Origin of the sequence: Paraflavisolibacter caeni (assembly GCF_025628885.1) — a bacterium.
GTDB classification, from domain to species: domain Bacteria; phylum Bacteroidota; class Bacteroidia; order Chitinophagales; family Chitinophagaceae; genus Flavisolibacter; species Flavisolibacter caeni.
This window is the reverse complement of sequence record NZ_JAOTIF010000022.1, coordinates 92697-117082: the sequence shown is the minus strand read 5'-3', so window position 1 is coordinate 117082 and position 24386 is coordinate 92697. Positions and strand designations below refer to the sequence as shown.

Genomic DNA, 24386 nt, shown 5'->3' with positions numbered 1-24386 from the left:
CTATGAAACGATTCAATGTTCTGTTATTTGCATTTCTGTTATCTACCTTATGTTTTGCCCAGGCAGATACGATTCAGCACCGGATCTATTTTATTGGGGACGCAGGAGAGCTTTATAACAATGGCCATCCGGTTGTGGACTGGCTCAAGAAAAACGTGGATTGGGATGATGAACGCAACACTGCTGTTTTCCTGGGCGACAACATCTATCCCCTTGGAATGCCAAGTGAACATGAAAGTGGTTATAGTGAGGCAAAAGCAGTTATTGATCACCTAATAAGCCTTGTAAAAGGTAAAAAAGCGAAGGCTTATTTCGTTATGGGCAACCATGACTGGAAAAATGGTAAAGAAGGCGGATGGTACCAGGCCATGAACCAGATCAACTATATCAATTCGCTTGGTCTTTCCAATATCCAGGCCTGGCCTACAGATGGCTGCCCTGGTCCAATAGAAGTGGAGTTGAGCGATAAAGTGGTCATTGCATTAATGGATAGCCAATGGTTTTTACATGTGCATGAAAAACCAGGCACAGGTTCAACCTGCGATGCCAAAACTGTGGATCAATTTTCAGTTCAACTACGAGAAATTGCCAATTCGCACCCTAATCAACTGCTTATTGTTGCGATGCACCATCCGCTACGTTCATATGGTGTACATGGCGGGGCCTACGCATTAAAACATCACATTTTTCCATTGGCAGAAGCGGTTCCAGGCTTGTATATTCCATTGCCCATCATTGGCTCTATATATCCGGTTGCACGTGGTTTATTTGGAACGATACAGGATGTGAATCATCCCATTTACCGCAGCATGGCCAATGAAATTGAAGCTGCTATCAGGAAGCATCCCAATGTGGTGACAGTAGCTGGCCACGACCATAGTTTGCAGATGCTGATACATGATAGTATACAACAGATTGTAAGTGGTGCTGGTGCTGTACTTACCCGGCTCAAAGAACCCCACAACAAAGAAGTGCTCTTTTCGGAAGTGAGCCGGGGATTTGCCATGCTGGAGGTCAGTAAAAACGGAACAGTCAATGCAAAGTTTTATACAGTCAATTTTAGTAAGGACCTGTCTACTCCCAAGTTTACTACCCAGCTAAAAAGCATTGTCCCGGTGGTGCCAAAACCGCACCTGGATACGTTGCTTCCTTTAAAAGATTATGTAGTGGTGCAGGGAGATTCGACACTGCAAGGAAATGGCCTTAAATATTTGTTCCAGGGCAGGAACTACCGCAAGGAATGGACACAGCCCATTAAAACCCCTGTTTTGGATTTAGGTAAAGAAATGGGAGGAATGAAACCAATCAGGCAGGGTGGAGGTAAACAAACCAAGTCTTTGCGCATGGAAGATGCTTCGGGGAAAGAGTGGGCCCTGCGTTCTATTATGAAATTCCCTGAAGCAGCCATTCCAGCCGACCTGCGCCAGACATTTGCTAAAGACATTGTGGAGGACGGCATTTCTGCATCCTATCCTTATGCATCACTTTCCGTTGGCCCCCTGGCTGAAGCTGCCGGTGTGCCTGTCATCAGAAGGAAGTTAGTATATGTACCCGAAGATCCACGCTTGGAACGCTTCAGAGATGTATTTGGCAACACCATGGCGATCCTTGAGGAACGGGAACCTGTGGGTGTAAAGAAGACAGACAATACCAGCGAAATGGTATTAAAGCTGATTAAGGACAATGATAACCACGTGGACCAAGCGAAAGTGCTCAAGGCAAGGCTGCTGGACAACTTTATCATGGACTTTGACAGGCACGAAGATCAATGGCGCTGGGCTACCTATGATACGGGAAAAGGAAAGGTTTATTATCCTATCCCTCGCGACCATGACCAGGCATTCTTTGTCAACCAGGGACTCTTACCCTTTTATGCCCGAAAACCTTGGTTTTTACCCGAAATCCAGGGATTTAAGGCAAAGGCGACCAATATAAAAACGTTCAACAGGCCTGCCCGCAACTTTGACCGTTTCTTCATGAATGAATTATCTGCAGATGACTGGCAAAAGCAGCTCGATACTTTTTTGATGAAGATGACCGATGATGTGATCACAACAAGCCTGATGCGCCAGCCAAAGGAAATTCAACAATTCTCGGCCAATAAGATCATTCAAACCCTGAAAGAAAAACGTGACCATTACTTCCGTAGGGATATGATGAAATATTACGACTTTATTTCCAAGGAGGTAAATATTTTAGGAAGTAACGACCGGGAGCTTTTCACGATTACGCGCAATAATGACGGAACCGTGCATGTACAGTCCAACAAAATCACCAAATCAGGGGAAGTAACATCAAAAATATACGAGCGTCAATTTGATCCGAAGGTCACAAAAGAGGTTCGCATATTTGGAATGGAAGACGATGACAGCTTTATTGTAAATGGAGGCTTCTCGCCTATTAAGATCCGCATTATTGGGGGGCCGGGCAATGACCATTTCATAAATAATAGCGAACGCAAAAAGGTATTGGCCTATGATGCCACATATGAACAAAACACCTTTACGGGAAATTTCCATGACAAGACCTCGAGCAATCCCCAGGTAAATCAATATGAACGGTTCCAATACAAATATCGATTTATTAATCCGGGCGTGTCTGTTGAATACAATGCAGACGATGGTGTATTTATAGGGGCCCAACTTGAATATACCAAGCAACACTTCCGTAAAAATCCATTTTCGGCGCGCCATTTTATAAGAGTTACCCGCGCCCTGGCTACCACATCTACCCGCATCAAATATGAAGGTGATTTTACAAAGCTGCTCGGCAAATATGACCTTATAGTAAGGGCAGACCTGAAAGCGCCAACCAATGTTACCAATTTCTTTGGCCTTGGAAACGAAACAGAATATGATAAAAGTAAACCAGGAGGTATCGATTATTACCGCACCCGTTATAACATTGGCAATGTATCGGTAATGATGCATAAACAATTGCAATCCTGGATGCATTTTAGCCTAGGCCCTGCCTTTCAGTACTTTACTTTAGATTCATTAGACAACCAGGATAAACTGGTCAGCACGCCTGATGCACATGTAGGCGACCGCAGCACATTATATGAAAACAAATATCTTTTAGGAGCAGAAGCGAGACTCCACATTGACTCAAGACTCATCGGCAAAGTAATTCCTACACGCGGCGCTGTAATGGACTTTTATGCGCGACCACTTTTTGGGATGAATGGAAAGACGAACAATGTTGTACAAACGCAGGCAGATATCAGTATTTACATGAGCCTTGCGCCCTATCAGCGACTTGTACTGGCCACCAGAATTGGCGGAGGTTACACGTTTGGTGACTTTGAATTTCCCCAGGCCCAATACCTGAGTAACAGGGACAATCTGAGGGGCTATCGTAAAGACCGCTTTGCAGGCCGCTCTATGCTCTACAACAATTTAGAATTGAGGTGGAAGATCGCAGACTTTAATACGTATCTATTCCCAGGATCCATAGGCTTGCTGATCTTTAATGATGTTGGCCGTGTTTGGCATGATGATGAGCATTCCAGGGACTGGCATGTTGGAAATGGTGCCGGCATCTGGCTAGCACCCATCAGGCGGTTTGTGGTTACTGTAAACGCCACCCGTTCAAAAGAAGAAAAAGTGCTTCCTTATGTGACATTTGGATTCCAGTTCTAACGAGATCAATGAAGCTTGAAAGGCGAATCGCTTACAGGGCCGTCTTGAGATATCAAGGCAGCCCTTTTATAGTTAATCAATTTGATTGCTTCATTTGAGAGGTCGTAACCTCCTTTTATAATTAACCGCATCAGTTGTTGAATGATCACCTTTTGTTGGCACTGCTTTCAACAACAACTGCCGTAGTGAAAAGATATGGAAGGTAAATGCCAATACCACTAAAACGCCTGGCAGGTAGATGAAGGGGAAATGTGCGACAATTGTATTGGCAGGCTCATTCATGAAATAACGGAAGGCTGTTGGCATAGATAAAATCGCGATGATGATGATGTTGAGCAGCAGGGCCAGGCCGATCAAGTTGTAAATGATGCCAACCGGCCTTGCAGCTTTTGGACGCTTCCACATAATATATCCTGCAAACAATGCCAGTATTCCTGCAAGAATATCAAAGTTGCGGCCTTCAAAGGTCATTTGCACTGGTATCAGACCTCTTTCATATGCCTGCCATAACAATAATTCCACAGCAATCCTGAATGATTGAAAGAACACAAGCCAATGTGCCGGCGTGACGGATAAAATGATTGAAAAAGCCTCTGTAAAAGCAAGGATTGTAAGAAGAATGATGGGCGGCAAAACAGCAAATAAAGGTCTCGGAGGAATGGTATCAAAGTACGCAAAGAAACCAGCTACAGATAAAATACCCAATAGAACCATCCAGAGCACGACAAACAATATAGTCACATGGAAAATACGTTTCTTGCTTTTTTCCGTCCAGTCTACCCGCTTGAGACTGTTATTCAGGCCAACTAAAGCAATGATAATACAGACTACGGCCAGAATAGCCATTAAAATGCCGGGAAGCGTCGTTAATTCCATAACAGATGGTTTAAAAGGTTGCAGTCTACATAGGGGAGCTGGTGACCAAGGCAGAATTCAAATTTCACCCAAATTCATACTTTGACAAAGTTATACCGGAACAGAAAGATTAACTACTTATTGCCAATTTGTAAATCCCTATTTTCCGTCCATTTGCTAATTTCGTTAGCATGAAACGCTCCGGCTCTGCTGATCTCCCATTACATACTGGCTCTGTACCCAAATGGTTGTACGAACGCATGTCCAAACTCGGTTTCGCCATTACTGAAGCCATTTTGAGCGAATACGGCAAAGCCGAATTCCTGAGCCGCATGAGCGATCCGTTCTGGTTTCAAAGCTTTGGAGCCGTTATGGGCATGGATTGGCATTCTTCGGGCATTACCACTTCTGTAATGGGTGCACTCAAAAGAGCCATTAACCCGCACGCTAAAGAACTTGGTCTTTATATATGTGGTGGTAAGGGTAAGTTTTCAAAAGACGCGCCACAAGAGTTAATGATTGTTGCTGAACAAACCGGCCTCAATGGTGATAAACTGGTGCGTTACAGTAAACTGAGTGCAAAGGTGGATAATACCGCAGTGCAGGATGGTTTCCAGCTATATATCCACACATTCATGGTGAGTAGTGAAGGTGAATGGACTGTTGTGCAACAGGGTATGCGCGAAGGCGATGCTATGGCACGCCGCTATCACTGGCATTCGGCCAACCTGAAGTCATTTGTGGAAGAACCTCACACAGCCATTTGCGGCGTTAACCAAGGGCCCATTTTAAATCTTACAGCTTCTGAAGCAAACCCAACAAGAAAGGGTATGATGAGCATCACCCAGGAACAGCCGGAAAAGATGATGCAGGAAATCCAGCACCTGGTGATGCCTATGCATCATGATGTGCGCAGCAGGGATGTTGACCTGAAAAGGCTGGGAACAACACTTTGGCTGGCCCATGAAACACAGCCTAAAGATTTTGAAGACTTGCTACTGCTGCAAGGTGTTGGCCCCAGGACTATGCAATCACTGGCGCTGGTAAGTGAAGTGATTCATGGCACTCCTTCACGCTTTAAAGATCCTGCGCGCTTTTCGTTTGCCCATGGAGGTAAAGATGGTCATCCATTTCCAGTCCCCACTAAAACTTATGATGAGGTGATCCACACTTTGCAAACTGCCGTTCAGAAAGCAAAGATTGGCCAGACAGAAAAAGCGCAGGCCATTAAAAAGATCCATGAAATAGCAAGACAGGCTGAACACAATTTTACACCTACAGATAACCTACAGGCTGTAATAGAAAAAGAAATTGCTGAAAGCTGGCAATATGGGGGCAAAACAATCTTTGGAGATGCTAAGCCGCCCAAACGTTCCAAGGGTATTCAATTGAGGCTGTTTTGACCAACAATAGTTTGGCGTCTTTCTGTTAACTTTATAGTACAGGGATGTTATGAGTACATCACAAACTGTCTCAGAAAGAATCAAAGCCTTCAATAGCCAACTGCTTCCCAATATTGTTCAGCGGAAGTACCAGTTAATGGCTGAGGACCCTTTTAGATTTTACAGGGGCACCAATCATTTGTTTTATGAAGATCTGAAAGCGTCTAATCCATTACCCTCAAGTCCCTCCGTTTGGTTATGTGGTGATCTTCACCTTGAGAATTTTGGAAGCTATAAAGGAGACAACCGGCAGGTTTATTTTGACCTGAGTGATTTTGATGAAGGCATATTAGGGCCTTCACTGTGGGAAATAACACGAATGGTCACCAGCATTTTTGTTGGCTTTGACACTTTACAGATCAGTCCGAATCTAACAGAAAAATGCGCGGCTAAATTTCTAAAAAAATATGCAGATGTACTAGCCAGTGCAAAGGCCCGGTATATCGAACTGGCAACCTCTACAGGATTGATAAAGGAATTGTTGGAAAAGGTAAGCGCAAGGAAAGACGAGAAATGGTTAAGAAAGCGGATTAAGGAAGATGGATCTGGCAACTTCAAATTTAAAGAACTGGAGTACAAACAATTTCCGGTAGATAATCAGGAGTTAAAAGAGGCCCTTATCCATCACATGAGCAATTTGACATTATACAAGAATGAAAAACTTACCAACTTCTCTGTATTGGATGTCTGCTTTAGAATAGCAGGAACGGGTAGCCTGGGCGTGAAGCGTTATCTTTTTCTTCTTCAAACAAAAGAAGATTATTGGCTGCTGGATATGAAAGAAACAAAGCCATCTTCTTTAAAATCCTATATCGAAGTGCAACAACCTTCCTGGTCTTCAGAGGGAGAAAGGGTGATCAGCATTGAGTATAGGATGCAAGATGTGCCAGAAGCCCTTTTAACTACCACAGTATTCAAGGGCAACTCATACAAGATCCAGGAGATGCAACCAACGGAAGATAAAATAGATTTTCACCAGGTGAAGGATGATTTTGACCATTTATTCAAACTGATTGAAAACATGGCTATGCTTACCGCCTCGGCACAATTAAGAAGCACGGGAAGACAGGGTTCTGCAATAGCGGATGAATTGATAGCATTCGGTAAGATCGATACATGGCAGGAACCTGTTCTCTCTTATTCAAGAGCTTACGCCAGGCAGGTAAAAAATGATTATCAAAGGTATTTAGAAGATTATAAAAACGGGTTCTTTCACAATCCAAATACATAATCTCTTAAAGCTGGTCATCCCCTTGTTGTTTTCACTTTCTTATCTGGTTCAAGAAAGAGCTCAACTCACTTCCTTTTTGCGTTCCTATCAAAAGCTTCTTGCCATTTTTTAAAATCAATTGCAAGCCTTTATCGCCTGCAACATTATAGGCTCTCTTATTTTTGAAATACCGAAAGCCCCAGCCACCAAATTCTTTTACAGGTTGATAGGCAACTACATTGCAATGATCCACCACATCCCAACCAATGCTATGAAATCTATGGTGAAAAGGATAGAACTTATAGTTTATACCCCTGTTATCAATCTGCGTAGTCAACTTTGCAAATACAAGCAAAAAGAACAAAAACGAGATGACAACAACTACTAATGCAAATGCTATCATCAATCCAGTATCTGTCATTGGATGATTACCAAATTTCTCTCCTAGAATAATTTGCTTGTAACATCCATAACCGAATAATCCGATTGTCATCAATCCCAAAGAAATCATTAATATCCAAATCCAGGCCTGTCTGAACTTTTGAACTTCATAAAAAGAATTCTTGAATTGTGTTTGCATAAACCAAATGTTAATTTACTAAGTTGAGCTGTATGCTATCATAAGCCGTAAATTTTCTTTTCTTCCTTTGCTTTTTTCTTATACACATCCTGAACATTAACCAAGGGCGATCTGCACAAGTAAACCTTAAGTCCACTTTCCCTGAAATATTGATTTTGAACACATCCTATTTCAATGACGTTACCATATAGTTTTTCAACGTCACTCCTACCAGTATTTATAAAAATAAAAGGCCCCTTAGGAATTGTATCGGGAGCCCATAAAACATAGCTTTCTAAAAATGTGATGGCATCAGGTAGCTTGTATTTATTTCCGTAAAAATGGACTGCACCAGCATAACCATAATTTCTTTCTCCATAGATCGTGCAGTTCTTCTGTTCCTGTTCTGATAATTGGTGATAAGCCTTTGCCACATAACCAGCTAATTCATCCCAACCTGTCATATCCGAATATACCTGCGATATGTTATGAACCTTACCGTCCTCCCATCGATAAAAAGGATAAATCATGTAGGAGCTTGTTTTCGCCTGATATTTACTGTACTGGTCAAATGACAGTATTGGCAAACCAAAGGGCAAGGCTAGTACTGATACAATAACTATGATGAAGAGAACTGCATAGTTCATCCAGACCAGTTGATGTCTCAAATACTTTTCCATAGTGTAGCCTCCAAAAGCAAACAGGAATGGAATTAATCCCAATACATAATAGCCTTTGCCTTTCATCAATAAAAAGAACAGAATAATCAGCAAAGAAGCAACCCCAATATACCGGTATTCTTTTTCCTTCTTTATCAACAATAACGATAGCAGGCCTATAAGCCATATTATTGAAGAAGCAAGGTTTAGACTTACTATATCAACAACATAATTGGGAACACTCATGTTCACCAATTGAGTTCTGTTCAGCGCCTTCATATGAAAAACGACTGGCCAGTTATGCTGGTATTGCCAGGCTATATTGGGAATGACGACTATTAATGCAATAGCAATTGCCAGATAAAAGTACCTGTTGAACAGCAACTTTCTATGTGGGCTGAAAATGAGGGCAATAAGAAAAGCAGCGATCAAAAAGATTACCGAGTATTTGTTCAGAAAGGCAAGTCCCAGCAACGCACCGGTTAAAGTCCATAATTCAGGCTTGTTTAACCTGGTGATTCTGAAAATAAAGTAAGTGATCAGAAGCCAAAAAAAATGTTCAAAAACATTCGGAGTAAAAAGTGTATCAAAAAGCAAAAATCCGGGAGATAATAGGAAGGCCGCTGAAGCAATGACCAAAGCAAGAATTGCACCACCGAGTTCCCTGACAATTTTTGAAATGATAAAAATTGAGGCGGCTCCTAATAGTGCTGGTATTAGCCTGATACCGAAGACAGAATAACCAAATACGTTTTTAATGATAAAAGCAGAAAAGCCTAATACAGGCGGCACAGTAGCATAACCAAAGCTTAAATGGTCAGCCATATTAAAATAGAGCATTTCATCTCTATGCAATTCATAATTGGTGTTGGTAAGGAAATGCAAGCAAAGCTTGATTGCAATAAACAGAAATGTTACAACCCAATAATTACTAATGTTCGTTAATTTTTTCACGTGAGTGAGAATACATTTGTAATTAATTGGTTTTGTTTCAATGCCAATTAATAATCGTTATATACAAAATAAACGCTGGTGCATTTATAGGGCTTATTTTGTATGGCAGACAGAAGTTGAAGTTAAGTTATATTAGGCATTTCTCATCGACCTAATTATTGATCAAAAGTTTTTTCCTGTTTATATACACGGTACCTAGCCCTGATCCGCTCTCGGTTCATGAACACAATGATCCCTACCAACAGTACAATCGCTGCGTTAATGGTAAATGCCCAGGCTATGCCCAAGTGCTCTGTTAAAAACCCAATTTCAAAATTACCAATAGGTCCCATTCCCATAAACATCAGGATATACAAACTCATCACCCGTCCACGAAATTCAGAACGTACCATTCCCTGTACGATTGTATTCATCATAGAGGACTGGGAGAGAAGTCCCAACCCAATAAAAAACAGGAGTATAAGCGCCAGAGGAAAAGAAGTTGTAAAAGCAAACAGGATGAGGCTTACTGCAAATAATGTATTTCCGCCTGCAATAAACAGTGAGGGCGACACCTTGCCAGCATAGGCCCCCACCAGGTAAGTAGCCAGTACAGCACCCAGTCCTGTAGCAGAGTAGAGATAACCTAATCCCTTAGCATCCAACCCATAGGTGTTCTGGGCTATGACAGGCATTATCGTGGTGTAAGACCAGCCAAAGATGGATACTACACCAACAAACATCAGCAAAACACGGATAATAGGATGAGTAAAAGAATAGCTCAGGCCTTCCTTGATCGCTAACAGGGGATGCAGCGACTGCTCTGCAGCCCTGTCGTGAATGTTTACATACCACAGTGCTATCAGAACAGCAATATAACTGATGCCATTAGCAATAAAGGCTCCCCCGGTTCCAACCCAGGCAATCAGCATTCCTGCAAGTCCTGGGCCTATGACACGGGCTGCATTAAAGATGCCTGAGTTCAGGGCAATTGCTGATGCCAATTGCTCCTTACGAACTAGCTCTGGCACCAAGGCTTGCCTTGCCGGAGCATCTATGGCATTTACGGTGCCCATCAGGAAAGCAATGAACGCAATAACCGGTACTGTGGCTTGTCCGGTATTGGTCAGTATTCCCAGCAGCAAGGCTAATACCATACTGGAACTCTGCGTGAAGTAAAGTATTTTCTTCTTTGAAAACCTGTCTACCGCTACTCCTCCAAACAGGGAGAACAGCAGCGAAGGCACAGTACCCATTGCTGCTACCAGGCCAATGAGGAAAGGCGAAGAAGTAAGCTGTAATACAAGCCAGCCCTGTGCTACAATTTGTAGCCATGTACCAATTAGAGATATGAATTGTCCAAAGAAATAAATGCGGTAATTATGACTCTGCAGGGCAGGAAAACTCCGCAACCTCCTTGCCCAGATTGTGTTCTCTCCTACCGATACTTCCAAACTCTCGTTCACCAGGTATTGCTCTTCTTTTTTAAATTGACCTGACCGATTCATATGAGCAGTAATGAACAATTTTTGAGCCGGGTAGTTTGCTAGTCGTCTTTTTCTACCTCATGATAGTTTTACTTAAAGTCATTTACACTAACCCCCGCATTGACTAAAAGCTTTTCAATGGTTGCAGTCTGGTATTCTCCATTACTACCAAGTTTCATTTCAGTGTAATAAGTAAGCTTTCCAAACTTCTTATAGCCGGAAAATAAAACCGTACTAAAAGTGTCCTTCTCGGAGTTTACTACCTTTTCTTCTTTTAACAACCAAAATGTAGCCTTACTGTAATACAATGTTCTTACTGATCCATCAACTGAAGTGGCCCTGATCTTATAACATTGCTCACCATTTACTGAGGCTGCTCCCATTAGCTCAAGCGTCCATAAACTGGAGTCAATATAATCGAGTTCGTTAAAGATGTTCCGCTTATATAATTTATCCTTGAATTCCTCTGCATTGGCCTCTCTTTTCTGCCCTCCCACTATTTCATAACCATTTTGCCCATCAAACCAATTCTGGTAAACGATCTTCTTGTTATATGTAATTTGAAAAGAGCCCTTATTGGGTTTCATCTCCTTCACAATCCAGTGAACCTGCCTTTCTCCCATTTCTGTTTTCACATCAGAATAAAGCGTATGAATGCTTTCCAAATACTCTTTACCTCCCATTGCTTCAATTGAATTGCTGATCACATTGTACGCATCCTTGATACTGGTATTAGACTGACTATCAGCGAAGTGAAAAGAAGTCATTTGCAAAAGAACAAAACAGAATATCCTAAATATTTGCATAAGGGAGGCAGTTTTGAACAAATGTAAATTCAATAAACTGCATCAATCAATTTAAGCGCTTTGCCATTTAATATTTATCATTTCTTTCCCAAATTCCAGGTCATTGGTGCTCCATCCTTTCTAAATCCCACAAATACTTCTTTGATCCTGCACATCCGTGGTTAAAAAAAATCCCCTCATTAGAGGGGATAAAAATCTTCAGGCGCTGCGATTAATATAAACGCATCGGTTTTGGACGGACGCCTTGACAGGAATTTTCAAAGGTTTGGATTTTACTAGTTTTCCTGGAATTGGATTTCATTTGGTTTTCCGGATATTGAATAATCAAATCTACATGCCCTATTCCAAACCAAAAGAAACGCAAGTGACTAATTTTGAAGAATAAAGCTAATGCCTGATCCCATCTAATGACTAACACTTACAACTAATTCAGTCTATATCAACTTATTAAAAAGACAAACAATAATCCATGAAAGCCTATTCAACCCATGCTTCATGCACGCGTGAACGTACATGCGCCCCATCACAATTCTAAATGCTTTGACTCAACGGGGTTACCAAAGAAAATTGTAGCATGGCCATTAAAGTCGTCAACAGAATCGGTAGTGTAAAAACTGCGTTGACTGTTTTTAGTTATACGGCTCTCTATTTCCGGATGGCGGTTCAAATAATCCTGCAGACTTTGGGCAACGATCTCTCCCTGTGCAATCACCTGTACGCCTTCTGGTAAAAACTTCCCGATCTTGTCTTTAAGCAGGGGATAATGAGTGCAGGCCAACAGCAATGTATCTATTTTGGGATTATTGCCCAGGATTCTTTTGATATGCTTTTCCACGAAGTAATCAGCACCTTCATCCAGATGCTCATTATTCTCTATCAGTGGCACCCACATAGGGCAGGCTTCCTGGGTAATCGAAACTTCAGGATAGAACTTCTCGATCTCTATAGCATACGAGTTGGATTGCACTGTACCATTTGTAGCCAGGATACCAATGTTCTTTGTTTTTGTGTATTGTCCTATGATCTCCGTTGTAGGCCTGATCACGCCCAGCACCCTGGCTTTCCCATCCAACCGTTGCAGGTCATTCTGTTGAATGGTGCGCAAAGCCTTCGCAGAAGCCGTATTGCAGGCAAGAATGATCAGGGGGCAGTTTTGGTGTAACAGCCACTCCACACATTGCAGCGTGTACTTATAAACCGTTTCAAACGAACGGGTACCGTATGGCGCCCTTCCATTATCACCCAAATACAAATAATCATACTGCGGTAATTGGGCAATAAATTCTTTTAATACTGTCAGTCCGCCATAACCTGAATCAAAAACACCTATTGGAGCCATGAGTTATTGAATAAAAAAGTCCCGCCGAAGCGGGACCAAATGTATTTTAAAAAAGAATTTATTTTTTAGGTATTCCGGTTGAAGCAGCAGCCGTTGGTGGAACTTTAAGGTTCAGCTTTTTTGCTACCATTGGGAACAGGTCGTCAGCAGGAGGCATCACCAGTAAAGCCTCACGGTTTAAAACATAGGCATAGCCATTTTCTTTTGCTGTAGTTTGAATAGCAGCCTCTACTTTACGGTAAATAGGCTCCAGCAATTCTTGTTGTTTGCCTTGCAATTGCTGTTGAACGATTGACTGCCAGTTTTGAATCTGGTAAGCGTATCCTTGCAGTTCCTGGCGGATTTGGTCTTTTACTTGTTTGCTCAGTTTAGCAGAATCTTTGGTGCTAACCATGCTGTCTTTACGGTTATATTCCGACACCATATAGGTAAACTGAGGGTTCAGGGAATCAGCCTGGTATTTACGAAGTAAAGAATCAAGTCTTCCGGTTTCAGGCATCAGGGCAACAATCTGGTCAACACTGATATAACCTGTTTTTTGTGCCATAGCACTTCCCGCAGTGAGTACAATTAATAATGCGACAATAAATAATTTGATCTTGTTCATGTGAATTTTGTTCTGTTTGTTGAATGATGAGTATTGGCTTGTATTCGTTGTATTAAAAATGGTTTTTTACAAAATATTTTATTTAACGCCCAGTTCCCGAAGCACATCTTCGCTTTTCTCGAGTTTAGGGTCGGCAAATATAACCGTAATTCCTTCACTCTTATCAAGGATGAAATCGTAACCTCTTTGTACAGCTAATTTTTGCACAGCGTTAAATACCTTGTCCTGTACTGGCTTGATGAGCTCTTGTCTTCTTTTAAATAAATCCCCTTCAAAACCAAAGCGTTTACGTTGCAGGTCACGAAGGTTTTTTTCTTTTACGAATAACTGGTCTTCTCTTTTGTGGCGCAGCTCTTCAGTCAGCATGACCTGTTCAGCTTCAAAATCTTTATACATTTTATCCAATTCCTGCTGAGCTGCATCTATTTCCTTTTGCCATTGAGTTGCTGTTTCATCCAATTGTTTTTGCGCCTCTTTATATTCCGGCATCTTGTCTAGTATAAACTTAGTATCGATAATAGCATATCGTTGAGCCTGGACAAATGAACCAATCAGCAATAGGCAAAAGCCTATGAGCAAGCTTTTTTTCATATCGTTGTTTTTAAATCCTAAGTTCAAAGGAAAATAATTATTAACTATTAATCAATGATTATTCTACAGTTTATAAGAAGATTCACTTTAAATTTTGCTAATCAATACAACTGACTTTATTAATTATTCCGGCTCATAACCCAGCATAAACGTAAACTTCGCTACATTCTTCAGGCCTGTTCCATTAGGTTGGAAGCGATCCAGGCCAATACCATAGTCAAAGCCCAACAGACCAAACATTGGCAGGAAGAAGCGGGCGCCTACCCCTACACTTCTACGCAGACGGAATGGGTTATAGTCTTTAAACGTGTACCATCCATTAGCAGCATCAAAGAAGGCTAAACCATAAATTGTACTGCTTGGGTTCATCACCAATGGATAACGTAATTCCATGGAGTACTTATTAAAGATGGTGAAATAGCGGTTGGCACTGCTAATGTCAGGATTTATTGAAGGATTTGACGATTCGAAAACAGGATAACCACGTAAAGAAATCACATCATAACCCAGTAATCCATAGCTATTGGTTATACCATCACCACCCACCTGGAAGCGCTCAAACGGAGAAAAGTCTATCTTATTATTATAGCGACCCATAAATCCATACTTGGCCGCCAGTTTCAAAACCAGCTGGCGGCTTTTATCTGTGCCGGCCGGTTTGCCAATGGGAACATACCATTCTGCATTGAAACGCCATTTGTGGTATTCAGGATGTTCATATGGGTTTTCTGAGGTTACCAGACCAGGATTGATCAAAGAATAAGGTGGTGTCAACTGTAAGGAAGCCAAAAAGTTGGACCCACTGGTCGGGAACTGAGGATTGAATACAGATGACCGTTGCAGAGCAATCTTAAAGCTCACGTTTTGTGAAATACCATTATTCAAATAGGTGCCATCATCTTTACGGAAAGCATAATAGTTCTTAATATCATACCTGGTAAAGTTGACTGAATACATAATGGTGAAATAGTCATCTGGCCATTTCAACGTTTTACCCAGAGATAAACTCACTCCGAAAGTTTTCAGGTAACTGGAGTCAACTTTTTGCTTGATGATACGTCCTGTATAAGGGTCGTATGCATTAGAGAATTTACTATCATATAAGCTAAACGTCAGCGGGTTACGCTTTTTTCCACCCAGCCAGGGCTCGGTAAAAGAAAAGTTATAGGAACGGAAGGCACGTCCGTTTGACTGGTAACGGAGACTCAGCTTTTGACCATCCCCTGTTGGCAATGGATCCCAGGATTCTTTTCTAAAGATATTCTTGATGGAGAAGTTGTTGAACGAAACACCCAGCGTACCGGTCAAGCCAATACCACCACCCCAGCCAGCCGAAAGCTCTAATTGGTCGGATGATTTTTCTTCCAATTTCCAGTTAATGTCAACCGTACCATCTTCCTGGTTAGGAACTACACCAGGATTGATGGTTTCCTGGTTAAAATATTGCAGGCTGGCCAATTCCCTCTGTGAACGGATGAGGTCCGAGCGGCTGAACTTTTCTCCCGGCATTGTTCTCAACTCACGACGGATCACGTGGTCCTTGGTTTTTTCATTTCCGAAAATTCCAACGTTACGGATGGTCGCCTGCGGACCTTCCACAATACGGATCTCATAGTCAATCGTATCATTATATACAGATGTCTCTATAGGGTCGGCATGGAAGAAGAGATAACCATCGTCCATGTATAAACCGCTGATGTCGCCACCTTCCGGAGTCAGCTCTTTACCCAGGCGCCTGTTCAGCGTTTCCAGGTTGTAAATATCACCTTTCTGAATACCCATGATAACATTCAGGAGAGAATCGGAATATTTGGTATTTCCCTTCCAGGTAATATTTCCAAAATAGTATTTGCGGCCTTCTTCCACTTTCAGGTCTAAATTCAGGTTGCCATCTTTAGTATAATACTGTGTATCAGCAACGATCTGAGCATCACGATAACCTAAAGCATTGTATTGAGCCAGCACCTTTTCCTTGTCTTCGTCATATTTCTTTGCATCAAACTTCGAGCTGCTGAACAATTTGAAACGGAAGTAAGGATCCAGGTAGGCTCTTGTCTTTGTAAACGAAAGGAAGCCGAGGTCATTTACATAATCCTTGAAGGAAATTTTTGACTTGGTGCCGTAAGGACTTGTATATTCCGAAGGATACAAGGTCAGTTTACTCATTTCCTTTGTTCCTTTCATCTTCTTTTTCAACTTCAGTTCATTCACGGCAGTATTACCATAGAAGTTGATCTCATTCACGTGCACTTTCTTGCCTTTGTCAATATGAAAGACAAGGGTATTGGCATTAGGAACAGCAGGGTAAGGTTTTTCTTCCACCTTCACCTGTACATTCTGAAATCCCTTTTCCTTATAAAACTTTTGGATGACTTCAATAGCATTGCGGCGGGTATTTTCGGTAATGATGGTTGATTTCACCAGGCCGGCCTTTTTTTCCAGTTCTTCAGATTCAGATTTTTTCACACCTTCAAAACGAAAATCACCCAGTTTAGGGCGCTCCTGCAAATTGATCTCTATGTCTATCTTGTCTTCCTGTACCGCAGTTATAAAGATCTGAACATTGGAAAACAAGCGCTGACGCCACAAGTTGTTGATGGCCTTAGCAAATACATCGCTACCAGGTATCATCAGCTTTTCTCCTGCCTGCAGGCCGGAAATTGACATAACGATGCCCGTATCAAGGTAATTGATCCCGGTAACATTGATGGTCCGGATTATATACTCCTTTGGAACCTTTGCATTTTCTAATGCCAGTAGGTCCGGGTCAACAGATGTTGGTCTTGATGTATCAGGAACCTGGGCTGTAGCTGAAAGTGAAATCAGAAAGATGCAAAGTATTGTGGCTAAAATTCTCTGTATATGTCGTAACATGTTTAATTGTTCTAGCAGTCCCTAAATTGGAGTAACCGGTTGATAATATTTTTAATATTTAAGACAGCAAATTAAAGGCTATTTTCAATAGAGTTTTGTTAAAAGAGCAAAGCCACATACCGCCTGGATTGGTGATACTCCGCCTAAGGCGGATTAGATGTAAGCCTGGTCGCACCCTCTTAGGGGTTAGGGGTGCTGCCTACTGGCTCCGTTACTTGCTCACTCGTTTTTCCAAACCTTCGCTCTCTGCCTTGAAAATCGATAATGGCTTCGTAAAGATTGTTTTTGCGAAATTCTGGCCATAAAACGGGAGTGAAGTACAACTCAGAATAGGCCAATTGGTAAAGCAGGAAGTTACTGATACGGTATTCACCGCTAGTCCGTATCATCAATTCAGGATCAGGAAAATTACGGGTACACAAGTGCTTTTGCACAATTTCCTGATCAATATCTTCTGGAGACAAGGAGCCTTTTTCCACCTCTTTGGCAATGCTTTTAATTACATTCTGTATTTCCCATCTACCGCTGTAGCTAAGCGCCATCACCAGGTTCAACCCAGTATTCCCCTTTGTAATTTCTTTCGCCTCGGTCAGCTCGTTCTGGGCGTGTTGCGGTAACATTTCCATATCGCCAATCACGTGCAGCCTTATATTGTTCTTCTTCAGGGTCTCAACTTCATTGCGGATCGTTTTCACCAGCAGTTCCATCAGTCCTACTACTTCGTACTCCGGCCTGTCCCAATTCTCAGTAGAAAAAGCATATAGAGTCAGGTATTCAATTCCCAGTTCTGCGCAGCCCTCTACTATATTACGCACACTCTCTACTCCTTTATAATGGCCGTAAAGTCTGTCATGCCCCTGTTCTTTTGCCCAACGGCCATTACCATCCATAATAATGGCTATATGGCGGGGAAGGCGGGTATTATCAATTTGATGTAAAAGGTCTTGCATTTTCTCTAAAGAGCCGCAAAGGTAGGAATTGTAGTTTATAGTTTATGGCCTTACCGTCGGACACTTATAAGACTGCAGATTGAAGCTGAGATATAATAATGCAGTGGCAAATTGGTCTTTCTGCTTGCTGTTTCCCCTCTGAACGCCTTTTGCACCTATCGGCGTTCCGGTTTCGTAGGAGCGGTCAGAAAGCAAATAAGCCGTTGAAGGAGAACCGTCAGGATTAGGAGGGAAAACTGCCGGCTCTACATAAGTAGTGCTCACATCATCAAGATAATCGGTATTGGTAAAACGGTGCACAATTTCGAACCCGACATTCATGCGTGAGTTCAGTGAATATTTTACGCCCACACCCAGTGGAACACAAACCGCCATGGAGCTATAAGGCTTGCGCTCGGGATAAGCAGCACTTCCCTGCCCCTCTGTACCCAAGGGACGGAGAAAATACTTTTCATCATTCAAAAAGGTAAAAGGATCATAATTAAATATACCGGCACCAAAGGTTACATAAGGAGTAAAACTAAAATCAGGCTCACCCGGCATAAAGCGATAAAAATTAAAATCGCCCTGTACCGCGAGTTCCCAAACATTTGAGTTGAAACTCAGGTTGCGGCGGGACATAAATTCGTTATGCTTATTATATATATCAGAATAACCCAGGCGGGCATAATTAGCCGCTACCCGTAGGCCTATATAATTTCCAAAGTTTTTACGGAAGAAAATACCGCCTGTAAATTTTGGCCGGTTAACATGGGCACGGGTATTCAAATCACCAAAGTAGTGGGCTGCGCCAATACCTACTCCAAACTCACCTTCCTGAACAATTGATTCCTGCGCAACAGAAAGCAAAGGCAGCGTTACGATCAATATTGCCAATAATTTTCGCATACAAGACAAAATAAAAAATTCTGTTCTAAAAACGCAACTTTTGAAAAAATGGTATTGAGGGTACGAAAATTAATTCCTCTTGTCCACGCCCCAGGACAATTTATTCCGCAGGGTCTGCAGGAAATTGTTCTCATTCAGGCGTACAAGGTTGAGCATAAAGCTTTCTTTTCTTACAGCCAACAATACATTTTTGTTCACAATTTCTTTCCGGGAATCCAGTGCACAGATAATCTCAGGCGTCCTGCTGTCTATCTCAAACGAAATAATCGTATTATCCGGAACCACAATAGGACGGACATTAAGATGGTGAGGAGCAATCGGTGTGATTACAAAACTGCCGGCATCCGGAAAAACAACAGGCCCCGCACAACTTAAATTGTAGGCAGTAGAGCCGGTTGGTGTGGCCAATATCAAACCATCAGCCCAATATGTATTCAGCAACTCTCCATTTAAGTAGGTGCGGATCTTGATCATGGAAGCCACATCCTGCTTATGAATGGCAAATTCATTTAAACCAAAGGGTATTTCTCCAAAAAGAGGCAGGTTGGCATCCAGGTGTATCAGCGATCGTTTGTCCAGGATATATGAACGCCTTGCCAAAGCTTTCACCGCATCGATCAGCTCATCGCGGCCAATGCTGGCCAAAAATCCCAGGCGGCCAAAGTTGATACCGACAACAGGAATATTTTTATTGCGCACCAGGGTTACGGCATCCAGGAGCGTACCATCGCCGCCCATGCTTACGAAGAAATCTATTTTTTCTGAAAGATCCTGCGAGTGAGAAAAAGCTTCTGTGGAGTCGGGCAGGGAAATATTTCCCTTAAGCTGATCTAAAAAATGCTGGTAAACAACCGGAACAATACCTTCATTGCTCAGCTCATCAAAAAACAACTGTATATCCTTTTGCTGGCTCCCGTCCAGCACCCTACTGTATATAGCTACCTTCAAAATATAAGATTTGCAAGAAAAAGCAACAATCAGAAGTAATCCCGGCGGTGTAAATATAGGCCGTTTTGACCTAATTGGTTAAAGCTACACTCCAGTTTGATGATAAAATCATAAAAGGTGACAATATCCAGCCCGAATCCACCAGAAAAAATGACTTTATTGCTGAGTGGATTTTTACCAGCCTGCGGGTTATATATATAGCCAGCATTACCATAAACCTTTGCGTATGCCCGGAATGGTATGTTATTGATCCTTTTAATCGTTTCGGAAGGGATATGAATGGAAGTATTAAAAAGCTCTCTGGAAAAGGACAATTTAGAATAACCACCCGCCACCCCATCAATCACATAATACTCATATCCCTGCATGTACAGATCCTTATATCCTACAAACTGCTGGTTGATATAAGGCTGCCTGAAAGGAAGCTTTAATACGCCCGCCATACGGAGATTCATAAAATATTTAGACGATAAGGGCCAGCTTCCGGAACCCTTGGCTGACAGGTGCCACAGGTTCAGGTCGGTATTTAATCCCCTTTTGGCGATAGAAACCTCCGCCACATAACCTTTCAGGGGATAAGGGAGAAAATCTGTATTTGAATAAGAAAGGGTATAATAAAGAGAGGGATAGCGTAATCTGGAAGTATTGTCAAAATAGTGAGAATTAATGGCTAAAATGGTATCAGCAACATCCTCGGAATTATAACTGATACCAAAAGTATGGGTAGTGTTAATAGCCTGCCGGTAACTGAATTCAACAAAAGCCCGTGTATAAGAATGAACAAAACTGTTTCCATCACTTTTGTATGCCAGCAACTTATTACCCACCGTATTATAATTCACTTCCTTGTTCTTCCCGAGAGAAACACCAAGGCTTGTCGACCACTTAAAGTTCTTGTCAAGCATCAATCCATAATAAGCTAATGCAACCTCCTTGGTATATCCATTTTTAAGATTGACAAACAATTTATCATTGCGCCCGCTGATGTTGTTATGTTTGATCTTGATCCCGTAATTCACACGTTTCATGTCCATATTCTGTTCCTGTGCCCATTCGCCTATGCTCCTGTCCACAGCCTTTACATATGGCATAGGAATGATATACCAACGCTCCCTTACTTCTACATTCACAGAAGCCTCGTAGCCTTGAATACTATTTAATGAAACCACCACATGGTGAAACAGGCCTGTATTCATCAGGCGCCTTTTAGCTTCAGAAAATTTATCGGCCAGCACATTTAAGGGGTAGCGCTCATTAATCTGAAACGGTAACTCGCGTAAGATGATCTTAAAATTAGTCTGTCTGTTACCTGTGATGTTAATTTCGCGGAGCGTAAAAAGAGAGGTCGTGTCTACAATAACATTATCACCATCGGTGGAGTATAGTAAATCTGGTCCAGCCAACGCCACCTGTGCCTTCAATCGTTTGATGCTGCACAGGGCACACATGATCCAAATTATACAAACACACGATTTTCTCATCTGGTATTCAATATAACTGTTTTTAGAATACCAATATTGTACCTATGTGAAATTTAAGAGAAAAAAATGTTTTGAGAAGTTCTCCTGCGCGCTTAGATTTCCAGGTAATGCATCAAATTATCATAGTTACTACGGAGTTCATTCTCATACAACTCTTCTCCAAAGTAGTATTTGACGTTGTATTCATAACGTTGGAAGGTAGCAATAAGGCTGGAAATCTCCGTTTTATTGACCCTTATGGTCACCTGCATATTTTTGGACTCAGGATCGATGTAGGTATTTAACTGGGTAATTTGTGCATCGTTCGACTCCACAATCCGGTTAATTTCAGTGAAAGAGTAATTAGCAGACTCCATTTCCAGGACGATCAAAGCGCCCGGCAGGTTAAGACTCATGAAGTCGGAGGCATTGCGTAGCAAGTCGTTGTAGGTCACAATACCAAGCATCTGTTTGTCTTCAACAACAGGAACAATGCTCAGATTTTTTTGTACTGCAACCTGGATGGCTTTTAAAAAATGCTCACTTGCCTGCACAGAAGTATCGCTGTCAGTAAAGGACAATTCTTCCAGTTGGTTCTCCTCATCACTGTGCAACAATTGCTCTTCGCTGACAATCCCCAAAAACGTTTCCTCTTCTACAACAGGCAAATGCGCCACATGATAATCGTTCATGAGTTGCAAGGCCTGGTAAACTTTATCTTGTTTATGCAGGTAAGGTAGTGAATGTGATATGATGTTACGGGTTAACATTAGAGAACGGCCTTTTTACATAGACAACTATTTCTATATTACTGTTGCAGGCTCATTCAACTTTTTTAAAAATTTATGCAAAATAACATTGAACTCCTCCGGCACTTCCATCATAGGCGCGTGGCCACATTTATCGACGAAATGCAGTTCACTGTTCGGAATTAACCTTTGAAATTCCCGCCCCACAAATGGAGGGGTTACAATATCGTTATTGCCCCATATCAGTAGTGTTGGTTGTTTGACATTATTCAGCTCCTCGCCCAGGTTATTGCGGATGGCACTCTTTGCCAGGGCAATGATCTTGATGACTTTCAGGCGGTTATTGGTGATAGAGAAAACTTCATCTACCATTTCCTTGGTCGCTATCTTTGGATCGTAAAAAGTAACTTCTGCCTTTTTACGAACGTATTCATAATCTCCCCGCTTAGGGTAAGTATCGCCCATCCCGTTTTCAAAAAGCCCTGAACTTCCGGTTAGAATCAGCGACTTGACCCTTTCAGGGTGCTTTAATATATATACAAGCGCAACATGGCCGCCGAGCGAGTTGCCCAACAAATGAATATTTTTATAATCCCTGGCCTCTAAAAATTTATGAATATATTTTGCAAGACCACCTACCGAAGTATGTAAAAGATCAAGTTCAAGCAATGGCAATATAGGCACCACAACTTTGTATTGGTGCTTAAAATACTCAATCAGGTACTGGAAATTACTTAATGCTCCAAATAAACCATGCAGCAATACTAATGGTTCTCCCTGTCCTTCTTCTATAAACTTAACTTTTTGATATTCCTTTAATTCGTATTGCATCAGCTTCTCACAATATTAGATGTGCTAAAATAGCGGATTTACAGTAAAATAGCTCCATAAGACTTCATCAATCACTATAAACCTTATAAAAAGTATTCCAAACATAATAAAGTCATTTAAAACTCCGCATGATCAATCTTCACCGCTTTCCTTAAAATAAATCTTTAAAGAACGGAAGTACAGCCCCAACTACATTCATTATTGCAGGTGCAATGGGATGAATGAACGGGTAAGACTGCGATGCCTCCAATGTTTCTTCCTTCAACAAGTGCAATTGGCCTGCGTATGACAATAAGAGACTAAATATAAAAAGGTAGATTACTGTATATAATAATATTCCGCCTATTTTATTCACCCACCCTAATTGAGCTACCTCTATTACACTTTCTATAGCCTTTGCTCCTAACCGCACCAGTATCACTACAATCAAAAACACAACAGCAAATGCTACAATAGGTAACCATTGATCCGACACATTAAAATACTCACCTATATATGTTTGAGCCACCTTCGAGAGCTTCATGGCAATAGCCAACCCGATTACAAAAGCCAGAAAGGAAAAAACACCGACAATAAGACCATTACCCCACCCTTTGAACAGGGCAAGTATCAGCAGTATGAGTACGATAATGTCTAAAAACATAAAAACTATTTGGCCAGCAACTCCTTCACTGCAGCAGAGATCGCCTTACCATCAGCACGGCCTGCCAACTTCTTAGTAGCTGCGCCCATTACCTTTCCCATATCAGCGGCAGAGGAGGCTCCGGTCTCGGCAATAATTTGCTGCAACTCGGCTTTCAATTCTTCTGTGGATAATTGTGCCGGCAGGAACTTTTCAATTACATCGATCTCATCCTGCTCCTTTTGCACGAGGTCCTGTCTGCTTTGCTGCTGGTAGATCTCCAGAGCATCTTTACGCTGCTTTACCATTTTCTGCAACAGCTTTAACTCAACATCAGCCGAAACTTCGCCACCTGCGCCGGGTTCTGTTTTAGCCTTAATGATTTCAGCTTTAATAGCACGCAGCCCTCTCAGGCGTGCCTCATCCTTGGCCTTCATAGCCTCTTTCATGCCTTCCATTACCTTTTGTTCCAGGCTCATAGTAGTAATAAATAGTTTGTGATTTATATTTTATACCCGTATTTATATTTACAGCACATTACTCCTTATTCGTCATCGGATTATCCTGCCTTTTGCTCCTTCATCTGCTGCTCCCTGAACTTCGTATAAAATGATTTGGCAAAATTCTTCATTTCGTCCACCAACTCAGCCTGGCGGGTAGCCCTGGAGAAAGTGTCAGCCATAGTCATTAAGGTTTGGTAGTAAAAGTCAGCCATTTCATCAATCATCATTTCCTGTGTCCACAAATCAATACGGAGTGCCGTCTTATCAGTTCCATCCCACAAAGAAAGCATAACTGCTTTGGCTTTCTGTGCCCCCTCAGTAGTACTTTCGGTAGCTCTCCATTCAATATTTTCCGGCACTCTGTTCTGATCCAGCTCTACATCAATAGTTATTGTTGACTTCATGATTACTTTTTTGCGGCGAAGGTAGCTA

General features: G+C 41.8%; 21 protein-coding genes. 3 read left to right on the top strand and 18 right to left on the bottom strand.

Going from position 1 to position 24386, the window contains the following annotated elements; genetic code table 11:
- The first annotated feature begins 2 nt into the window (after nucleotides 1-2).
- A complete protein-coding gene (locus OCK74_RS21410; protein ID WP_279299132.1) occupies nucleotides 3-3641 on the top strand; it encodes a BamA/TamA family outer membrane protein in 3639 nt (1212 codons plus the stop codon).
- Nucleotides 3642-3731: 90 nt separating this feature from the next.
- On the opposite strand, the gene OCK74_RS21405 is transcribed toward OCK74_RS21410, so the two are convergent.
- Complete coding sequence (locus tag OCK74_RS21405) at nucleotides 3732-4517, bottom strand: hypothetical protein (protein ID WP_279299131.1); 786 nt, start codon at nucleotides 4515-4517, stop codon at nucleotides 3732-3734.
- A gap of 170 nt (nucleotides 4518-4687) precedes the next feature.
- Here OCK74_RS21405 and OCK74_RS21400 point away from each other — a divergent pair, with 170 nt between their 5' ends.
- Complete coding sequence (locus tag OCK74_RS21400; protein ID WP_279299130.1) at nucleotides 4688-5899, top strand: DUF763 domain-containing protein; 1212 nt, start codon at nucleotides 4688-4690, stop codon at nucleotides 5897-5899.
- A gap of 49 nt (nucleotides 5900-5948) precedes the next feature.
- Nucleotides 5949-7169, top strand: coding sequence for a DUF2252 domain-containing protein (locus OCK74_RS21395; RefSeq protein WP_279299129.1), 1221 nt, complete (start codon nucleotides 5949-5951; stop codon nucleotides 7167-7169).
- A 31-nt stretch (nucleotides 7170-7200) separates the two neighbouring features.
- Here the strand turns inward: OCK74_RS21395 and OCK74_RS21390 are convergent, their stop codons facing one another.
- From OCK74_RS21390 to gldC, 17 genes are all read right to left on the bottom strand, one after another.
- A complete protein-coding gene (locus OCK74_RS21390) occupies nucleotides 7201-7728 on the bottom strand; it encodes a DUF6141 family protein (RefSeq protein ID WP_279299128.1) in 528 nt (175 codons plus the stop codon).
- Between the two features lie 38 nt (nucleotides 7729-7766).
- Complete coding sequence (locus OCK74_RS21385) at nucleotides 7767-9320, bottom strand: glycosyltransferase family 39 protein (protein WP_279299127.1); 1554 nt, start codon at nucleotides 9318-9320, stop codon at nucleotides 7767-7769.
- 155 nt (nucleotides 9321-9475) lie between these two features.
- A complete protein-coding gene (locus OCK74_RS21380) occupies nucleotides 9476-10807 on the bottom strand; it encodes an MFS transporter (RefSeq protein ID WP_279299126.1) in 1332 nt (443 codons plus the stop codon).
- A 68-nt stretch (nucleotides 10808-10875) separates the two neighbouring features.
- The gene (locus OCK74_RS21375; protein WP_279299125.1) at nucleotides 10876-11592 is read right to left on the bottom strand and encodes a hypothetical protein; all 717 of its coding nucleotides are present in this window, start codon (nucleotides 11590-11592) and stop codon (nucleotides 10876-10878) included.
- 523 nt (nucleotides 11593-12115) lie between these two features.
- A complete protein-coding gene (murI, locus tag OCK74_RS21370) occupies nucleotides 12116-12931 on the bottom strand; it encodes a glutamate racemase (RefSeq protein WP_279299124.1) in 816 nt (271 codons plus the stop codon).
- 58 nt (nucleotides 12932-12989) lie between these two features.
- Entirely contained in the window at nucleotides 12990-13538 is a 549-nt protein-coding gene (locus OCK74_RS21365; protein ID WP_279299123.1) for an OmpH/Skp family outer membrane protein, read from the bottom strand.
- Nucleotides 13539-13616: 78 nt separating this feature from the next.
- Nucleotides 13617-14129 (bottom strand): OmpH/Skp family outer membrane protein, encoded by a 513-nt coding sequence (locus tag OCK74_RS21360; RefSeq protein WP_279299122.1) that lies wholly within the window; start codon nucleotides 14127-14129, stop codon nucleotides 13617-13619.
- Nucleotides 14130-14252: 123 nt separating this feature from the next.
- The gene (locus OCK74_RS21355; RefSeq protein ID WP_279299121.1) at nucleotides 14253-17003 is read right to left on the bottom strand and encodes a BamA/OMP85 family outer membrane protein; all 2751 of its coding nucleotides are present in this window, start codon (nucleotides 17001-17003) and stop codon (nucleotides 14253-14255) included.
- Nucleotides 17004-17182: 179 nt separating this feature from the next.
- Entirely contained in the window at nucleotides 17183-17953 is a 771-nt protein-coding gene (locus OCK74_RS21350; protein ID WP_279299120.1) for an isoprenyl transferase, read from the bottom strand.
- A 42-nt stretch (nucleotides 17954-17995) separates the two neighbouring features.
- Nucleotides 17996-18841: a type IX secretion system protein PorG gene (gene porG / locus OCK74_RS21345; RefSeq protein ID WP_279299119.1), complete on the bottom strand. Its 846-nt coding sequence runs from the start codon at nucleotides 18839-18841 to the stop codon at nucleotides 17996-17998.
- A 69-nt stretch (nucleotides 18842-18910) separates the two neighbouring features.
- A complete protein-coding gene (locus OCK74_RS21340) occupies nucleotides 18911-19789 on the bottom strand; it encodes an NAD kinase (RefSeq protein WP_279299118.1) in 879 nt (292 codons plus the stop codon).
- Between the two features lie 29 nt (nucleotides 19790-19818).
- The gene (locus tag OCK74_RS21335; protein ID WP_279299117.1) at nucleotides 19819-21237 is read right to left on the bottom strand and encodes a POTRA domain-containing protein; all 1419 of its coding nucleotides are present in this window, start codon (nucleotides 21235-21237) and stop codon (nucleotides 19819-19821) included.
- A 125-nt stretch (nucleotides 21238-21362) separates the two neighbouring features.
- A complete protein-coding gene (locus OCK74_RS21330; RefSeq protein WP_279299116.1) occupies nucleotides 21363-22019 on the bottom strand; it encodes a CBS domain-containing protein in 657 nt (218 codons plus the stop codon).
- A 33-nt stretch (nucleotides 22020-22052) separates the two neighbouring features.
- Nucleotides 22053-22829: an alpha/beta fold hydrolase gene (locus OCK74_RS21325; RefSeq protein ID WP_279299115.1), complete on the bottom strand. Its 777-nt coding sequence runs from the start codon at nucleotides 22827-22829 to the stop codon at nucleotides 22053-22055.
- A gap of 151 nt (nucleotides 22830-22980) precedes the next feature.
- Nucleotides 22981-23472, bottom strand: coding sequence for a CvpA family protein (locus tag OCK74_RS21320; protein WP_279299114.1), 492 nt, complete (start codon nucleotides 23470-23472; stop codon nucleotides 22981-22983).
- 5 nt (nucleotides 23473-23477) lie between these two features.
- Nucleotides 23478-23930: a GatB/YqeY domain-containing protein gene (locus OCK74_RS21315; protein WP_279299113.1), complete on the bottom strand. Its 453-nt coding sequence runs from the start codon at nucleotides 23928-23930 to the stop codon at nucleotides 23478-23480.
- An 80-nt stretch (nucleotides 23931-24010) separates the two neighbouring features.
- A complete protein-coding gene (gldC, locus tag OCK74_RS21310) occupies nucleotides 24011-24358 on the bottom strand; it encodes a gliding motility protein GldC (protein ID WP_279299112.1) in 348 nt (115 codons plus the stop codon).
- Nucleotides 24359-24386: the final 28 nt, after the last annotated feature.

Bases quoted from the DNA above. Each gene is read 5' to 3' on its own strand.
- OCK74_RS21325 (WP_279299115.1), bottom strand. From the start codon at position 22,829: ATGCAATACGAATTAAAGGAATATCAAAAAGTTAAGTTTATAGAAGAA.
- OCK74_RS21365 (WP_279299123.1), bottom strand. From the start codon at position 13,538: ATGAACAAGATCAAATTATTTATTGTCGCATTATTAATTGTACTCACT.
- OCK74_RS21375 (WP_279299125.1), bottom strand. From the start codon at position 11,592: ATGCAAATATTTAGGATATTCTGTTTTGTTCTTTTGCAAATGACTTCT.
- OCK74_RS21315 (WP_279299113.1), bottom strand. From the start codon at position 23,930: ATGAGCCTGGAACAAAAGGTAATGGAAGGCATGAAAGAGGCTATGAAG.
- OCK74_RS21405 (WP_279299131.1), bottom strand. From the start codon at position 4,517: ATGGAATTAACGACGCTTCCCGGCATTTTAATGGCTATTCTGGCCGTA.
- OCK74_RS21410 (WP_279299132.1), top strand. From the start codon at position 3: ATGAAACGATTCAATGTTCTGTTATTTGCATTTCTGTTATCTACCTTA.
- OCK74_RS21390 (WP_279299128.1), bottom strand. From the start codon at position 7,728: ATGCAAACACAATTCAAGAATTCTTTTTATGAAGTTCAAAAGTTCAGA.
- OCK74_RS21395 (WP_279299129.1), top strand. From the start codon at position 5,949: ATGAGTACATCACAAACTGTCTCAGAAAGAATCAAAGCCTTCAATAGC.
- porG (WP_279299119.1), bottom strand. From the start codon at position 18,841: ATGCGAAAATTATTGGCAATATTGATCGTAACGCTGCCTTTGCTTTCT.
- murI (WP_279299124.1), bottom strand. From the start codon at position 12,931: ATGGCTCCAATAGGTGTTTTTGATTCAGGTTATGGCGGACTGACAGTA.
- OCK74_RS21360 (WP_279299122.1), bottom strand. From the start codon at position 14,129: ATGAAAAAAAGCTTGCTCATAGGCTTTTGCCTATTGCTGATTGGTTCA.
- OCK74_RS21335 (WP_279299117.1), bottom strand. From the start codon at position 21,237: ATGTGTGCCCTGTGCAGCATCAAACGATTGAAGGCACAGGTGGCGTTG.
- OCK74_RS21400 (WP_279299130.1), top strand. From the start codon at position 4,688: ATGAAACGCTCCGGCTCTGCTGATCTCCCATTACATACTGGCTCTGTA.
- OCK74_RS21380 (WP_279299126.1), bottom strand. From the start codon at position 10,807: ATGAATCGGTCAGGTCAATTTAAAAAAGAAGAGCAATACCTGGTGAAC.
- OCK74_RS21350 (WP_279299120.1), bottom strand. From the start codon at position 17,953: ATGCAAGACCTTTTACATCAAATTGATAATACCCGCCTTCCCCGCCAT.
- OCK74_RS21355 (WP_279299121.1), bottom strand. From the start codon at position 17,003: ATGTTACGACATATACAGAGAATTTTAGCCACAATACTTTGCATCTTT.
- gldC (WP_279299112.1), bottom strand. From the start codon at position 24,358: ATGAAGTCAACAATAACTATTGATGTAGAGCTGGATCAGAACAGAGTG.
- OCK74_RS21320 (WP_279299114.1), bottom strand. From the start codon at position 23,472: ATGTTTTTAGACATTATCGTACTCATACTGCTGATACTTGCCCTGTTC.
- OCK74_RS21330 (WP_279299116.1), bottom strand. From the start codon at position 22,019: ATGTTAACCCGTAACATCATATCACATTCACTACCTTACCTGCATAAA.